The sequence below is a fragment of the Acinetobacter sp. YH18001 genome (assembly GCF_013416975.1).
Lineage (GTDB): Bacteria > Pseudomonadota > Gammaproteobacteria > Pseudomonadales > Moraxellaceae > Acinetobacter > Acinetobacter pseudolwoffii.
Genome location: NZ_VPEU01000022.1, coordinates 1 through 15630 on the forward strand (window position 1 = coordinate 1; position 15630 = coordinate 15630).

Sequence of the window (15630 nt, forward strand, 5' to 3'; positions counted from 1 at the left end):
ACCGATCTCCACGCTTTCCCCCTACACGACTCTTTCCCGATCTAGGGTGTTATCTCGATTCAGCTTCTTTGGGAAATAGCACATAACTTCATCGTCTGTGCACATTTGGATAAATGGGTCGGTGTCGGCGTCTTGGTATTAGATTTGCATAAACTTATTAGGGATGAGTATACAGTTTTTTTAAAAATTTATGTAATTTCAAAAGGTTGCGTTAAGGGGCTTAGGTAACGCCGAGTTTAATGAGTTATATAAAGCTTTGAATAAGTTGCATGAGGAAAACACCTATGCTTTAGATATAAAAAATTGAAGTAGATGTTCAAACTTATAACGATAAATTCCCATATTTGTATGACTATTACCAATAATTTCTTGAAAATAAAGAAAATTATGAAAAACTAGCTAAAAATTACCTTATTGCAAAATAAGAAAACCCCGCACTCAGCGGGGTTTTTACTTAATCAAATGAATGGTTAAGCATTTTCACGAGCAATCGCACGGTAACCAATATCTTTACGGTATTGAACACCATCAAAAGTCACTTTTTGACAAAGCTCGAGCGCTTTTGCTTGCGCTTCACCAATGGTATTACCGAGTGCAGTCACACAAAGTACACGACCACCAGCCGTTACGATGTCACCATTCTCAAGTGCTTTCGTACCTGCATGGAATACTTTCGCATCTGCCATTTCTGTGTCTAAACCAGAAATTACATCACCATTGCTAGAAGTTTCTGGGTAGCCTTTAGATGCAAGTACGATACCTACAGTTTTACGTTCATCCCATTCAGCTTCCGCAGGTAAGTTACCCGCAATACCAGCTTCAACCAAATCCACTAAAGATGATTTTAAACGCATCATGATTGGTTGAGTTTCAGGGTCGCCAAAACGACAGTTGAACTCGATCACTTTAGGCTGATCTTGTTCATCAATCATCAAGCCAGCGTACAAGAAACCAGTATAAACGTGACCGTCTTTTTTCATACCTTCAACGGTAGGACGCATTACTTCGTTCATGGTTTTTTCAAATACATCAGCTGTCACAACAGGCGCAGGAGAGTAAGCACCCATACCGCCCGTGTTAGGACCTTGGTCACCTTCAAAGATACGTTTGTGATCTTGTGAAGTCGCCATAGGTAAGATGTTGTCGCCATCAATCATACAAATGAAAGATGCTTCTTCGCCTGCAAGGAATTCTTCAATTACAACGCGAGAACCCGCATCGCCAAACTTGTTGCCTGCAAGCATGTCATCGATCGCATCGAAAGCTTCTTGATTGGTCATGGCAACGATCACGCCTTTGCCCGCAGCAAGACCATCCGCCTTGATCACGATTGGCGCGCCATTTTTTTCTACAAATGCTTTTGCTGCATCAACTTCTGTGAATACATCATAGAAAGCAGTTGGAATGTTATGGCGTTTTAAGAAATGTTTCGCAAATGCTTTAGAGCCTTCAAGCTGCGCAGCAAACTGGGTCGGTCCCCAAACTTTTACACCTGCTTCACGGCAGGCATCAACCACGCCATTTACCAGTGGCGCTTCAGGGCCAACAATCACAAGTTCAATGGCATTATTTTTAGCAAAATCGATAATCGCAGCATTGTCTAAAATGCTTAAATTCACGTTTTCACATTTATTTTCAGTGGCTGTACCTGCATTGCCCGGAGCAACAAAGACTTTAGCAACTTTATCATCTTGGGCGATTTTCCATGCCAATGCATGTTCACGACCGCCATTACCCAGAACTAAAATATTCATCTAAAAATCCCTCAAAAGAATAAAATCCCACCTTGCGAAGCCATGCTTCTCACCCTGTAAAAAAGAAGGGCTTCACGAATAAAAATGTCCCTTTATTTGTGAAAAGTCCCCCTTTTTACAAAGGGGGATTTAGGGGGGATTAATAAATACGACTTTGAATCAATTAGTGACGGAAATGACGCATGCCAGTGAACACCATCGCAATACCTGCTTCGTCAGCAGCCGCAATGGTTTCTTCGTCACGCATAGAACCACCCGGCTGGATAATACATTTGATACCTGCTTTCGCAGCGTTATCAATACCATCACGGAATGGGAAGAATGCGTCAGACGCCATGACTGCACCCTCAACCACCAAGCCAGCATGTTCAGCTTTAATTGCAGCAATACGAGCAGAGTTAACACGGCTCATTTGACCTGCGCCAACACCAATGGTTTGACGGTTTTTCGCATAAACAATCGCATTAGATTTCACGTATTTTGCGACTTTCCAGGCAAAGATCATGTCATCGATTTCTTGTTCAGTCGGAGCGCGCTTGGTCACCACTTTAAGATCAGCTTTAGTAATCATGCCCAAGTCTTGATCTTGTACTAACAAGCCGCCATTCACGCGTTTGTAATCAAGTTGCGATTGACGTGCATCGATTGCTGGAAGTTCACCGCAAACTAAAACACGTACGTTTTTCTTCGCACCAGTCACTTCAAGTACGCCATCAGCAATACTTGGTGCAATGATCACTTCAACGAATTGACGCTCAACAATCGCTTGTGCAGTTGCAACGTCTAATTCACGGTTGAATGCAATGATGCCGCCAAATGCAGATTCGGGATCTGTTGCATACGCAAGGTCATAAGCTGCTTGAATGCCGTCTAAAGACACTGCAACGCCACATGGGTTTGCGTGCTTAACGATTACACAAGCAGGTTTCGCAAAAGATTTAACACATTCAAGTGCAGCGTCTGTGTCTGCAATGTTGTTATAAGAGAGTTCTTTACCTTGTAGCTGTTTCGCAGTTGAAACTGAGGCTTCTGTCGCTGTGTCTTCAACGTAGAACGCAGCAGACTGGTGCGGGTTTTCACCGTAACGAAGATCTTGAACTTTGTTCAATTGTGTATTGAAGGTACGTGCAAACTTGTCCGCTTCACCTTCTTGTTTGCCTACGCGAGCGCCAAGGTAAGATGCGATCATGCCGTCATATTGTGCAGTATGTTCAAATGCTTTTACTGCAAGGTCGAAACGAGTCGCATGCGATAAAGCGCCTTCAGCTTTAAGCTCAGCTACAACAGTGGCATAGTCAGAAGCATTCACCACGATGCCTACAGATGCATGGTTTTTTGCCGCAGCGCGAACCATGGTAGGGCCACCAATGTCGATGTTTTCGATCGCATCAGCCAGTGAACAGTTTGGTTTTGCTACAGTTGCAGCAAATGGATAGAGGTTTACAACGACTAAATCAATAGCATCAATGTTGTGTTCAGCCATCACAGCTTCGTCTAGACCACGACGAGCCAGAATACCACCATGAATTTTAGGATGTAGCGTTTTTACACGGCCGTCCATCATCTCTGGGAAACCAGTATGCTCTGAAACTTCTACTACAGCGACACTATTGTCTTTCAACAATTTGTAGGTACCACCTGTAGATAAAATTTCTACCCCTAGAGCAGCAAGTTCTTGTGCAAATTCAACAATACCAGTCTTGTCAGACACAGAGATTAAAGCGCGTTTAATAGTCATGATCTTCGTCACAGTTTTCAAGGAACAGAATAAAACAAAATCAGCAATTTACAGGTTAAAAAAAATGCCTGCGGAAGCCGCAAGCATTTTATCATTTATTCACTCATTAAACCGTGAGCTTTTAACTTTTTACGTAAAGTACCACGGTTGAGTCCGAGAATCTCGGCAGCACGTGTTTGGTTACCACGTGTATATTCTAGAACTACAGATAGAAGAGGTTTCTCCATTTCTGCTAGCACCATGTCGTATACCTGAGATGGTTGCTCGCCCTGTAGTTGCGCAAAATAATGGCGAACTGCGCGATCTACGTGGATACGTAAAGCAACATCAGATTGTGCAGTAAAAATAGGAGATTTGCTATTCATGCGAATTAATCCGAAAAACAAATATCGCTTGGGTAAAGCGATATAAAAAGTGGTCTAAAATTGAAATGAACTCCGCTTTAGATCCTAAAACTGGAGTTCTAAAACTTAATCATTGCATTGAGCCAATAGCTTGACACATCTCAACGTTTTGGTCGAAAAATAAGCGTAACAATAGTTAAAGTTTTGTTACTGACCAAAATCAAAACAAAAAAATCTGCACGATACGCAATAAATTTTATAGCGCATTAGGCAAGACTGTATTTGTTGTGAAAAAGTAGCGAGGAGTTGCAGCACATAGCTTTCGTGGCGCGTATCATACCATTGTCTAAGCAAAAGTGAGCAAGAAAACTGCATTTTTTTTAACTTTTTTTAATTTTTTAATGCTTTCTATTCAGATTAAGGGCGAATTATTTCCAAACTATAGCGATCAAAGCTTTTACGATCGACAGGAAGCTCAAATTTGAATTTAAATGGACTGTTTTTCGGGATACGTTCAATATTGACCAGACTTTCAATCAGATACTCTTTGGCAGACAGGTTATAAGTCGCAACAACTTCACCGCGCTGTTCCAGATTGATTTTTAAAATCGGTAAAGCCAGGCTACGGTCATGGAAGTTGATCAGCTCACCGCTAAATTCAGTTTTCTTGTGACTGGTTGCCTTGATTTTGACTTTATTGACCTGAATCAGCGTGTAGTATTTTTCCAGATTGGAACAATTAAACACCTCGCATACATTGTTAAAGGCCAGACTCATGATATGACTATTTTTGATGTATTGCGGATTAAACCAGAAAAACTGGAACAGCAATACGCCAAATAGCATCAGGTTCAAGATGCTCCAGCCAATATAATACATTGGCCCACGGTATATCTGTTTTTCTGCCTGATCTTCCCAGTTCATGCTCGGCAGTACCGAGATAGGTTCGGTACTGAAATAGTTCAGATTGTTTAAATAGGTTTCCAGATCGATATTTGAATGTTCAACTTTCTGATCGAAAATATATAAAAGACTGTGCGTATTTTGCTGTTGATCGCGACCATATACAGGTGGGTTATATCGAGAATAGGTTTGATCCTGAGACGCTGAGGTAGTGACCGAGTTTTGGGCTTCGGCCACCAGATGCGATAAGGCATTAAATGAAGTGGTACATTTGGGACAGCAAACCATACCCTGCGCAATGGTGAGTTGAGCAACTGTGACCTTGTAGGTGGTGGAACAGGTAGGGCAATGGGTTCGTTTGTCACTCATAAACTATTTGTAGACTCATTCATTCTTATGGCGTTTACCCGAGATACGGCACCAGTGCTCGTCTCGTTTTTCTACGTCTAATATATCAAAATAATTTGAGTAAATGCTAGTAACATCAGCAACTTGCTCTTCGATAACTCCGGCAAGTGCGAACTGTCCCTCAGATTTAATTAAAGTTGCGAACTCAGGAGCCAACATCATTAGTGGCGCAGCCAAAATATTGGCAACAAATACGTCAGCCTTGGTAGTGCCGAGTTCATCTCTAAATTCTTCTGGCAGGCCGACATAAAGTTTGTCCAGTACACCATTCAGTTCAGCATTTTGCTGGGTGGCCAGAACTGCTTGTGGGTCAATATCAGTGGCATATGCTTTTTTAGCACCTAAGAGCAGGGCAGCTACCGCGAGAATGCCTGAACCACAGCCATAATCGATGACGATTTTGTCTTTAACGTCAATTTTGCCGAGCCATTGTAAGCACAAGAATGTAGAGGCGTGGTTCCCTGTACCGAATGCCAGACCCGGATCAAGCTTGATATTGACTGCATCGGCTTCAGGTGCTTGCATCCATTCTGGTACAATCCAGTATTTTTCAGCAATCTGGATTGGCTCATACGCATCCATCCAGGTGCGTTCCCAAGCCTGATCTTCAATGAATTCGTACTTGATCGGCGCTTCTGGCATTTGCGCACCAATAAAGGTTTCTAGTGCAGCAACGTCAATTTCTTCGCCTTCTTCCTGTGCATAAATACCAGTCACAATCACTTTATTCCAGAGTGGTGTTTCGCCTGGAAGTGGTTCCAGCAAATCCTGGTTTTCAGCATCATCCAGGGTCACACTCACTGCGCCTAGTGAGCTGAGTAATGTCTCAGTATAATCGACCTGAGCTTGTTCAACCGTAATATGAATTTGTAACCACTTCACAGAAATAACCTTTATACATTTTTCAAAAAGCTATTGTAACGGAAGTTCAGACACAACGCTGCTATCTTCTTGATGCATACCCAAAATAAAAAGGATGCCGAAGCACCCTGTATAAAGCTCTATAAAGACTTATGAAACCTTAGAGAGAAGAGGTGTTCTGTCTAATGGTGCAAAGCGGTTAAGAAGTAGACCAAAAATGGCAGCAAAAATATACATGAAGATTGAATAAACCGCGGCAGGCATGGCCACAGCAGTGCTGGACATCACGGTCAGGGCAATGGTCATGGCTAATGTGCTGTTGTGAATGCCGATTTCAAAGGCACTGGCCCGTGCCTGAGCGGTATCTATATTCATTAAGCGGGGGACAAAATAGCCGATGGTCAGGCTGAAAATACAGAACAATGCCGTGGCGACACCGACCTGAGTCAGATATTCGGCAATATTGGTGCGTTCACTATAGATGGCCCCGACAATAATCAGAATCAAGAATATGACTGCAAAAATACGCAGCGGTCTATTCAGTTTTTCAGTCAGGCGTGGTGCATGATGTCGAATCAGCATACCAATCGCGACAGGAATAATAATGATGCCAAACACCTGAAGAATTTTACCAAGCTGGAGTGTGATCTGCTGGCTGTCCTGCATAAAATGCATAATCGAAAAATTAACGATCAACGGTAAAGTTAAGGCTGCAATCACTGAATTAATCGCAGTCAGGGTGATGTTGAGTGCCAGATCACCTTTGAAAAGATAGCTAAACAGATTGGCCGTACTGCCGCCAGGTGAGGCAGCTAACAGCATCAGACCCACGGCAAGAAGTGGAGGCAGGGCCAAAACTTTACACAGGATAAATGCAATACCGACCAATAAGACCAGTTGGCAAAATAATGCGACTAAAACAGCTTTAGGATGTTGGGTGACCCGGGCGAAATCTTTGAGGGTAAGTTCGAGACCTAAACCCACCATAATAATCGCGAGCGCAAGCGGCAGTAAAATCGTAATAATGCCAGAATCCATCTGTCATGCTCCTTGTTAAAAATTATTTTAATACTTTTGCTTTTCTTGGGAAAAGCATACAGCTTTATCGCAGACTCAGCCAAATAAATTACAAATCCGATAAACGATTTTTATGGCGATAAGCGATATATTGGCGACTCATCATCACCCCGAAAATAGTCGCAAAACTATACATGACAATGGTGTAAATGCCGGCCGGAATCGCCATGGTGACATTGCCTAAGACCGAAATCGCAATGGTGATCGCAATCGCCGTATTATGAATGCCGATTTCAAAGGTACAGGCCCGTGCCATTTTTTCTGGAATACCCATCAGTAGCGGAATGCAATAACCAATAAACAGGCTGGAAAAACATAAAATCACAGTGGCTAAACCAATACTGGAAAAATATTCAAAGAGATTAAAACGATCTCTAAAAACGGCAAATATCAAGAGTATGCTTAAAAAACTAATTGAAACGAAGCGCATCGATTTGCTGACGGTAATGGATAAATGTGGAAATTTGGCTCGAAGCAGCATCCCGATGATCACGGGGATCAGGGTAATTAAAAACACCTGTATCACTTTTTCAACTGGAAATGTCACAGTCGAGTCGTGACTCATAAAGTATTGTAATGAGAGATTGATAATAAAGGGCAGGGTGAAAATAGAAATGATGGTATTGATGGCAGTCAGGGTGATATTCAGTGCGACATCGCCTTTATACAGATAGCTAAACAGGTTGGCGGTTGGGCCTCCTGGTGAAGCGGCCAGAAGCATTAAACCTACTGCGAGTAAAGGAGCTAAGTCCAGAATCAGGCAAATAAAGAAAGCAATACTGGTCAACAGCACGAGCTGTGTAAATAGGGCAATAAAAATGACTTTAGGATAGCGGCTTAAGCGCAGGAAATCCTTGATTTTTAATTCGAGTCCCAGCCCCATCATCATGATTGCCAAGGTAATAGGCAAAAAAAAGTTAAAAAACCCCGAATCCATGAAAAATCCCTTTTTATTATTGATTTTTAGATAGATTTTAAGTGTAGCGGAGCTGAATAAATAAGCAATATAAAACGGGCAAAATGTATTCACTTTGCCCGTCAAAGCTTTTACTTGAAATGTAAGCTATTTAGAGCTATGACAGCTTACATGCCTGGCTGAGTTTGCATTTGCGCATCAGGCGGAGTCTGCTGGTCATTCATTGGTTGCTGCATTTGCGGCTGGCTCATTTGTGGTTGCATTGGCTGACTGTGCATTTGGGATTGTCCCTGAGGGCGTGGCGGCATAAAGCCTAAAGCACATTTACCTTTGACTTCGGTTCCATTAATGGTGGCGGTGGTCGCGCTACTATTGCCACTACAGGTACTCATGAGTTCAGCTTCATCACCTTTGATTGAAGCATTTTTTGATGAAGCGAAAAACTGTGGCTCACAGGTTCCATTCCAGATAATGCCTCGATGAGCAAAACTGACTTGAGCACCTTGGGTTTTGCCTTTACAAACCTGTTGATACTTTTGCGCATTATAAGTGGTTTCGACCTTATCATTTGCTGAGGCTGCAAATGGCGCAAAACATAAACCACACAGAACAGTTGAGAGAAAAATATTCTTATTCATCAGTTATACCTTTGTTTGTAATGTAAGCAGTATATAGCTTAAAAAATACTCAAAATTAAACAGTGTAAATCGAGTAATTTTCTGAACTTATATGTTTAATTTATATAGTCCCTCTGCAAAGTTAAATTACAGTGCTTGATTCTTGTACAGGATGACTCATTTTTTATCTCAGGATAAATTCGACTGAATCTGTCTACTTTAGAATGAAATTTGCTATAATACTCAGCTATCCTTTTTTATCTCTCAATTACCACTATGCATTATCCTAAAGTATACGATGTCATTGTTATCGGTGGCGGTCACGCCGGTACAGAAGCAGCTCTGGCTGCAGCGCGTATGGGTCGACAGACTTTACTCTTAACTCATAACATTGAGACTTTAGGGCAGATGAGCTGTAACCCGGCCATCGGTGGTATTGGTAAATCGCACTTGGTGCGTGAAATTGATGCCTTGGGCGGTGCAATGGCACTGGCTGCCGACAAAGGCGGTATTCAGTTCCGTATTTTGAACTCGCGTAAAGGTGCAGCAGTTCGTGCAACACGTGCGCAGGCAGACCGTGTCCGTTTTAAAGCGGCAATTCGTGAAACCTTAGAGAATCAGGCGAACTTGGATATTTTCCAGCAAGCGGCTGATGACCTGATTGTTGAAGGCGATACCGTCAAAGGTGTGGTTACCCAAATGGGCATTCGTTTTGATGCCAAAACTGTGGTGTTGACTGCGGGTACATTCTTGGGCGGCGTAATTCACGTTGGTCTGGAAAAATCCAGTGGTGGTCGTGCCGGTGATCCGCCATCGATTTCATTGGCAGCACGTTTGCGCGAATTGAATTTACCTGTGGGGCGTTTAAAAACCGGTACACCACCGCGTATCGATGCACGTTCGGTCGACTTTTCTGTAATGACACCGCAGCCGGGTGATTTTCCATCTCCGACCATGTCGTTTATGGGCGATGCGTCTATGCATCCGGAACAGGTGAACTGCTATATCACCCATACCAATGAACGTACGCATGAGATTATTCGCGGTGGTCTAGATCGCTCACCAATGTATACCGGTAAAATTGAAGGTGTAGGGCCGCGTTATTGCCCATCAATTGAAGACAAGATTCACCGTTTTGCCGATAAAGACTCGCATCAAGTATTCTTGGAACCGGAAGGTCTGGATACGCACGAGCTTTATCCAAATGGTATTTCAACTTCATTGCCATTTGATGTGCAGTTTGAGTTGGTTCGCTCAATCCGTGGTATGGAAAATGCGCATATTTTGCGTCCGGGCTACGCCATTGAATACGACTATTTCAACCCGCAAGCGTTGAAATTTACCCTTGAAACCAAAGCGATTAATAACCTGTATTTCGCTGGTCAAATTAATGGAACCACTGGTTATGAAGAAGCAGGTGCACAAGGTTTGCTGGCAGGTTTAAATGCTGCACGTCGTGCCTGGGATCAAGAGCAGTGGACACCAAAACGCGATGAAGCCTATATGGGTGTATTGGTAGATGACCTGATTACGTTAGGCACCAAAGAACCGTACCGTATGTTTACCTCACGTGCTGAATATCGTTTGATGTTACGTGAAGACAATGCCGACCAGCGTTTAACTGCGATCGGTCGTGAATTGGGTCTGGTCGATGATGCACGTTGGGCGGTTTACTGCGAAAAAATGGAAGCAGTTGAAAAAGAAACCGGTCGTTTGCAGCATCTTTGGGCGGCGCCAAACAATCCGATGGGCAAGAAATTCGTTGAGATGACTGGCGCAGATTTATCTAAAGAATGTTCAGCGATCGATCTTTTGAAACGTCCAAATATTTCATTTGCACAAATTGCCGAGTTAACCGGTTCTGATGTGTCTGCGCAGGTCGGTGATCAGATTGAAATCGCAGTGAAATATGCGGGTTATATCAACCGTCAGCATGAAGATGTGGCACAAATGAAACGTCTTGAGGAAACCCGTATTCCAGGCGACTTCGATTATGACATCGTGTCAGGTCTGTCGCGTGAAATCACGTTGAAACTGAAGGATGTACGTCCTGAAACATTGGCGCAAGCCAGCCGTATTCCGGGTGTGACGCCTGCGGCTGTTCAATTGGTGATGATTACGATTCGTAAGAATGCACAAACGAAAAAATCTGCTTAAGAATACAGTGTGAAAAAGCCCGCGCAATGCGGGCTTTTTATCGGCTGATATTTTTGTATAAGTCTCGGCTATCATTCAATTATAAATAACTACTATTTAACTAAATGCCTTATTTATAAAGATAATAAAAATTATTAAGATGTAAAAAGTCTATAAATTTTAACTTTTAGGTCTAATGGAAAGGGTGTTGAGCCAAGTTGATGAACTTAAATCCGACTATTGTCGTGGTATTTCTCTGACCAGATTAGGATAAGAATAGGGGGAATAGGATCGTCAGGCTATCAAACGATTTATAGGTTATTGATGGAGATCAATCATGATACAGCCTTATAGTGAAAAATTACGAAAAATATTGACGATTTTCTTGTGCTTTTGGGTGGCATTTTTTGAGGGTTTCGATCTTCAGGCTCCTGGAATTGCAGCAAAAGGAATTGCGGCAAGCTTTGCTTTAGATCAGGTTCAGATGGGCTATGTGTTTAGTCTGGGCGTCTTTGGAATGCTCTTTGGTGCATTCTTTGGCGGACGTATCGCGGATTATTTGGGACAAAAGAAAGTCCTGATGTTGTCTGTGGCTATTTTTGGTGTGTTCATGTCGCTGACTGCAATTGCACCGAGCATCGAGGTTTTATATGCTGCGCGTTTCTTGACCGGTTTGGGTCTGGGTGCTGCAATGCCGACCATGATTTCCGTGGTTGGAGATGAAGCAACTGAAGCCAATCGCGGTAAGCTCAATAGCTTGATGTATTGTGGCCTGCCTGTTGGTGCTATTTTTGTCGCCGGTTTGGCTATGCTGCTTCCAGATATTCAATGGCAGACTTTATTTTTAATTGGTGGTTTAACGCCTTTAGCGCTTCTCCCTTTTATGGGCTTTATTCTTAAAGATCAACCTAAAGCAGCGGTAGCGCAAAAAAGATCTGGCGAAGCTGTACCGGGCATGGTCGAGGTTTTGTTCAAGCAGCAACAGTATAAAAATACAGTGCCGCTTTGGGTAGGTTTCTTCTTCACCCTGATGATCAACTATATTTTGATTAGCTGGTTGCCTAATTTGCTGATGGAACAAGGCCTGGAAAGACAGCAGGCTTTTCTGGTGATGCTGGTGTTTCAGGTGGGTGCAGTGATTGGAACCTTGGGTTTGGGGTATTTGTTAGATCGTTTAAAACTATGGCAAATGGCTGTCATTATTTATAGTGGTTTATTTGTTGCGCTGGTATTGTTGTTCACTACCACCTCAATTCCGCTATTAATTTTGGCCGGAGTAATGGGCGGGATCTTCTCTACAGGTGGTCAGTCTATTCTTTATGGCATTTCACCGATTTTTTATTCAGGTGCAGGAAAAGTCACAGGTGTGGGTAGCGCGATTTCTTTGGGGCGTTTAGGTGCCATGACTGGTCCGCTTTTAACCGGAAAAATTCTAGCATTAGGCTTGGGAACCACAGGTATTCTTATGGCAAGTTTGCCAGCTGTCGTGGTGTCGGCAGTAGCGGTGACAGCATTGTCTCGCTATAAAGCAGCGCATAAATAAGCCAATCCTCCATCATCAGATGAAAAAAAGGAATCTCAGGATTCCTTTTTTATTGCTTGGTGTTTTATTTAGCGAAGCCCATAGCAGAAATTTGTTAAAATATGGGTATAGTAAACAGATTGATCTTGATATGCCTTACCAACTGATCCAACTCGATATTCAGGCCACCGATAATATTGCCTGTCCACATTGCCAGCAGAGCATTATTGACTGGACTGAAGAACAATATGTGCAGCCGTGTGAGCATACGCTCTTTATTGCAATGGATATTGGCTTTGAATATATGACCGATGAATTTGAGCATAGCATGCCGCGTTCGGTAGATGATCTGCATGCCAATGACGATCAGGTGAATATGTTTGATGAAATTACCGCCAGTACTTATTCAGACTATCTGATCTTAAAGTCAGACTTGGGCGCAGCAGGTTATTCGCGTTATATCGGCTTGACTGTTTAACTCATCTCAGTATAAAAAAGCACCCGAAGGTACTTTTATAGATCTTGGACTTTCGATTTCTTCTTCTACCTCATCATCGGCCGTATCCATACCGAGTTCTTTGAGCTTGCGGGTCAGCGTGTTACGGCCCCAGCCCAAAAGTTCAGCTGCATGACGTTTGCGACCACGGGTTTGTTGTAATGCAGCATTAATCAGGGTGCGCTCAAACATCGGTGTAGCGACATCCAAAAGTTTCATCTCGCCATTTTTGAGTTTTTGCATGGCCCATTGACCCAGCAATTCATCCCAGTGCTGTGGACCCACTTGGTTTAAGTTTGGAATTGGTGAGCCTAAATCTAAATCTTGAATTGGGATTTGTTTCAGCTCAGGTGGTAGGTCTTCTGGATAGACTTCACGACCTGTGATCATCACGGTCAGCCAGCGACAGGTATTTTCAAGTTGACGCACATTACCTTGCCACGGCAGTTTTTGCATATATTCCTGGGTTTCAGGACGCAAAATTTTGGGATTAACGCCGAGTTCTTTACCAGCACGTGCCAGGAAGTGCTGCGCCAGCATCGGAATGTCTTCACTGCGATGTGCCAGTTTTGGAATGTGAATCCGAATCACATTCAGGCGGTGATACAAGTCTTCACGGAAACGGCCGTCATGTACCAGTTTTTCCAGATCCTGATGTGTCGCTGCCACGATACGCACATCGACCTTAACTGGAATATGACCGCCAACACGGTAGAACTCGCCATCGGCCAAAACACGCAATAAACGGGTTTGGGTTTCAAAAGGCATGTCGCCAATTTCATCCAGAAACAGCGTGCCGCCGTTGGCCTGTTCAAAACGACCTTGACGCTGGGTATTGGCACCGGTAAATGCACCTTTTTCGTGACCAAAAAGTTCGGTTTCGATCAGGTCTTTTGGAATAGCTGCCATATTGAGGGCAATAAAGGGCTTTGCACTACGCGGTGAATGGCGGTGCAAGGCATGTGCCACCAATTCTTTCCCTGTACCGGACTCACCATTAATGAGTACAGTAATATGCGATTGCGCTAAACGGCCGATGGCGCGAAACACTTCCTGCATGGCGGGAGATTCACCGATAATTTCAGTCGATTGAATCGGCGGGGCAACTTTTGCTGATTCTTGTTGTTGCAGCTTGGTAATATGCAAAATCGCACGATTGACCAGTGCCAGCGCTTCATCAATATCAAAAGGCTTTGGCAGATATTCAAAAGCACCAGTTTGATAACTTGATACAGCAGACTCTAGGTCTGAGTGCGCCGTCATGATAATCACAGGCAGGTCAGGATAATTGTGTTTGACCTTACCCAAGAAGGTGAGTCCATCAATCCCCGGCATACGGATATCGGTCAGAATCACATCTGGTGCATCAACACTGAGTTGATCTAGTGCGGATTGTGCTTCTTCAAAGCTGGTCACGTCCAAGCCTTCTTCTTTAAAGGTTTTTTCCAGTACCCAGCGCATGGCACGATCGTCATCAATCACCCATATTTTATTTCGCGACATGATTCGACTCCCAAGGTAAATATAAGCTAAACACGGTTTTTCCAGCCACGGACTGACATTCAATCATGCCGTTATGCTGATGAATAATATTTTGAGCAATACTGAGACCCAGTCCGGTACCTTTGGCGCGACTGGTGACCAGTGGATAAAACACAGATTCGATAATGTCTTCGGGGACCCCAGGGCCATTGTCTTCAATATCAATGCGTACCACAGAGCGATGAATTGCCCCGTTAATGGTAAATAGGCGCTGAATCCGGGTTCTTAAAACCAGTTCAGGCTGGTGATCGACAAAAAACTCTTTGTTCTCGGTCATGGCCTGTACTGCATTGGCGCAAATATTCAAGATCACCTGAATCAGTTGATCACGGTCTGCCAGCACTTCAGGTAAGGACAGGTCATAATCCCGAATAATCTTGATTTTCTTTTTGCTTTGATTGGCGATGAGTGAGCGCACCCGCTCAAGTGGCTCATGTACATTTACCAGCTCATAGCTTGGCAGTTGGCGTGAACCGAGCATGGTGTCGGCCAGATTTCGGAGTCGATCGACTTCACTAATAATAATATCGGTAAATTCTTTGTATTGTGGATCATTCAGACTGCGAGCCAGAAGTTGTGTTGCCCCCCGAATTCCGCCGAGTGGGTTCTTGATTTCGTGCGCGACACCGCGAATCAGCTGGCGAGCCACTTGATGTTGCTGAATCAGGTTTTCTTCACGCGAAATTTTAAGCATACGGTCACGAGGATTGAGCTCGATTAACAACAGTGGGTGATAGGGCTTACCCAGATTTAGTTGAGAAACCGTGTAATCGACATGAATGTCCTTAAAGTTGACAATCAGTGTGGCTTCACGGCGCGTATAAGGTTGGCCTGTAGTTAAAGTGTTGTTCAGCGCTTCTTCAGTATTAAACTCATCGGTCGGATGTTGCAGAAGACCCAGTGCCGGACTTCCACTGGCGCGAAATAAGCTCACATCAAATAAGGCTTCGCAGGCAGAGTTGAGATAATAAATATTAAGATCGCGGTCTACCAATAAGATACACGTGGTCATATTGTCCACTAAAACACGATAGTCGATCGGAATAAGCTGATCCATTCGCGGTTTTTTTCCTGTATTAAAATGGCGCAATGGCATCTTCATAAAGCAATTTAATCAATTTTAAGTTCTGATTTGATGCAAGATGCACGCCAACTTTTATGACTAAAGCTTATTTATTGCGATGAAATGCAGAAATGTGCCACAGCGACACAATTCATCTTAGGTATAGCGGATTAAATTGAGGCTGTAAATCTAAAATGTTCTATTTTGGTGCGCGCGCAAATATGTTGTATATTTTATGGCGTTATTTTAGTGC

General features: G+C 43.4%; 13 protein-coding genes. 3 read left to right on the forward strand and 10 right to left on the reverse strand.

Going from position 1 to position 15630, the window contains the following annotated elements; translation table 11 throughout:
- Positions 1–470 precede the first annotated feature (470 nt).
- The 8 genes from purD to FTV48_RS08640 all read right to left on the reverse strand — a co-directional run bounded on the left by purD (position 471) and on the right by FTV48_RS08640 (position 8639).
- The gene (gene purD / locus FTV48_RS08605) at positions 471–1754 is read right to left on the reverse strand and encodes a phosphoribosylamine--glycine ligase (RefSeq protein ID WP_180000030.1); all 1284 of its coding nucleotides are present in this window, start codon (positions 1752–1754) and stop codon (positions 471–473) included.
- Positions 1755–1917: 163 nt separating this feature from the next.
- The gene (gene purH, locus FTV48_RS08610; protein ID WP_005096691.1) at positions 1918–3492 is read right to left on the reverse strand and encodes a bifunctional phosphoribosylaminoimidazolecarboxamide formyltransferase/IMP cyclohydrolase; all 1575 of its coding nucleotides are present in this window, start codon (positions 3490–3492) and stop codon (positions 1918–1920) included.
- Positions 3493–3587: 95 nt separating this feature from the next.
- Positions 3588–3857 carry a DNA-binding transcriptional regulator Fis gene (fis, locus tag FTV48_RS08615; protein ID WP_001086304.1) on the reverse strand — a complete coding sequence of 90 codons (270 nt, stop codon included), beginning with the start codon at positions 3855–3857 and terminating at the stop codon, positions 3588–3590.
- A 396-nt stretch (positions 3858–4253) separates the two neighbouring features.
- A complete protein-coding gene (locus FTV48_RS08620) occupies positions 4254–5108 on the reverse strand; it encodes a DUF3426 domain-containing protein (RefSeq protein WP_005171257.1) in 855 nt (284 codons plus the stop codon).
- A 15-nt stretch (positions 5109–5123) separates the two neighbouring features.
- The gene (prmA, locus tag FTV48_RS08625; protein WP_005171256.1) at positions 5124–6029 is read right to left on the reverse strand and encodes a 50S ribosomal protein L11 methyltransferase; all 906 of its coding nucleotides are present in this window, start codon (positions 6027–6029) and stop codon (positions 5124–5126) included.
- Positions 6030–6158: 129 nt separating this feature from the next.
- Positions 6159–7046 carry a bile acid:sodium symporter family protein gene (locus tag FTV48_RS08630; protein WP_005096694.1) on the reverse strand — a complete coding sequence of 296 codons (888 nt, stop codon included), beginning with the start codon at positions 7044–7046 and terminating at the stop codon, positions 6159–6161.
- An 88-nt stretch (positions 7047–7134) separates the two neighbouring features.
- Positions 7135–8022, reverse strand: coding sequence for a bile acid:sodium symporter family protein (locus FTV48_RS08635; RefSeq protein WP_180000032.1), 888 nt, complete (start codon positions 8020–8022; stop codon positions 7135–7137).
- Between the two features lie 146 nt (positions 8023–8168).
- Positions 8169–8639, reverse strand: a complete 471-nt coding sequence (locus FTV48_RS08640) for a hypothetical protein (RefSeq protein ID WP_005171252.1) — start codon at positions 8637–8639, stop codon at positions 8169–8171.
- A gap of 255 nt (positions 8640–8894) precedes the next feature.
- Here FTV48_RS08640 and mnmG point away from each other — a divergent pair, with 255 nt between their 5' ends.
- The 3 genes from mnmG to FTV48_RS08655 all read left to right on the forward strand — a co-directional run bounded on the left by mnmG (position 8895) and on the right by FTV48_RS08655 (position 12754).
- Complete coding sequence (gene mnmG, locus FTV48_RS08645) at positions 8895–10775, forward strand: tRNA uridine-5-carboxymethylaminomethyl(34) synthesis enzyme MnmG (protein ID WP_100328704.1); 1881 nt, start codon at positions 8895–8897, stop codon at positions 10773–10775.
- A 316-nt stretch (positions 10776–11091) separates the two neighbouring features.
- Positions 11092–12297, forward strand: a complete 1206-nt coding sequence (mhpT, locus tag FTV48_RS08650) for a 3-(3-hydroxy-phenyl)propionate transporter MhpT (protein ID WP_005171250.1) — start codon at positions 11092–11094, stop codon at positions 12295–12297.
- A gap of 130 nt (positions 12298–12427) precedes the next feature.
- Entirely contained in the window at positions 12428–12754 is a 327-nt protein-coding gene (locus FTV48_RS08655; RefSeq protein WP_100328982.1) for a hypothetical protein, read from the forward strand.
- Positions 12755–12760: 6 nt separating this feature from the next.
- Here FTV48_RS08655 and glnG read toward each other — a convergent pair whose 3' ends face one another.
- Positions 12761–14275, reverse strand: coding sequence for a nitrogen regulation protein NR(I) (gene glnG, locus FTV48_RS08660; protein ID WP_180000034.1), 1515 nt, complete (start codon positions 14273–14275; stop codon positions 12761–12763).
- On the reverse strand, positions 14262–15371 hold the full coding sequence (glnL, locus tag FTV48_RS08665) for a nitrogen regulation protein NR(II) (RefSeq protein WP_005096702.1): 1110 nt from the start codon (positions 15369–15371) through the stop codon (positions 14262–14264). The genes glnG and glnL overlap by 14 nt, the downstream gene beginning before the upstream one ends.
- Between the last annotated feature and the right edge of the window lie 259 nt (positions 15372–15630).

Coding starts and splice junctions, on each gene's coding strand:
- purD (WP_180000030.1), bottom strand. CDS start 1,754: ATGAATATTTTAGTTCTGGGTAATGGCGGTCGTGAACATGCATTGGCA.
- purH (WP_005096691.1), bottom strand. CDS start 3,492: ATGACTATTAAACGCGCTTTAATCTCTGTGTCTGACAAGACTGGTATT.
- fis (WP_001086304.1), bottom strand. CDS start 3,857: ATGAATAGCAAATCTCCTATTTTTACTGCACAATCTGATGTTGCTTTA.
- FTV48_RS08620 (WP_005171257.1), bottom strand. CDS start 5,108: ATGAGTGACAAACGAACCCATTGCCCTACCTGTTCCACCACCTACAAG.
- FTV48_RS08630 (WP_005096694.1), bottom strand. CDS start 7,046: ATGGATTCTGGCATTATTACGATTTTACTGCCGCTTGCGCTCGCGATT.
- FTV48_RS08635 (WP_180000032.1), bottom strand. CDS start 8,022: ATGGATTCGGGGTTTTTTAACTTTTTTTTGCCTATTACCTTGGCAATC.
- FTV48_RS08640 (WP_005171252.1), bottom strand. CDS start 8,639: ATGAATAAGAATATTTTTCTCTCAACTGTTCTGTGTGGTTTATGTTTT.
- mnmG (WP_100328704.1), top strand. CDS start 8,895: ATGCATTATCCTAAAGTATACGATGTCATTGTTATCGGTGGCGGTCAC.
- mhpT (WP_005171250.1), top strand. CDS start 11,092: ATGATACAGCCTTATAGTGAAAAATTACGAAAAATATTGACGATTTTC.
- FTV48_RS08655 (WP_100328982.1), top strand. CDS start 12,428: ATGCCTTACCAACTGATCCAACTCGATATTCAGGCCACCGATAATATT.
- glnG (WP_180000034.1), bottom strand. CDS start 14,275: ATGTCGCGAAATAAAATATGGGTGATTGATGACGATCGTGCCATGCGC.
- glnL (WP_005096702.1), bottom strand. CDS start 15,371: ATGGATCAGCTTATTCCGATCGACTATCGTGTTTTAGTGGACAATATG.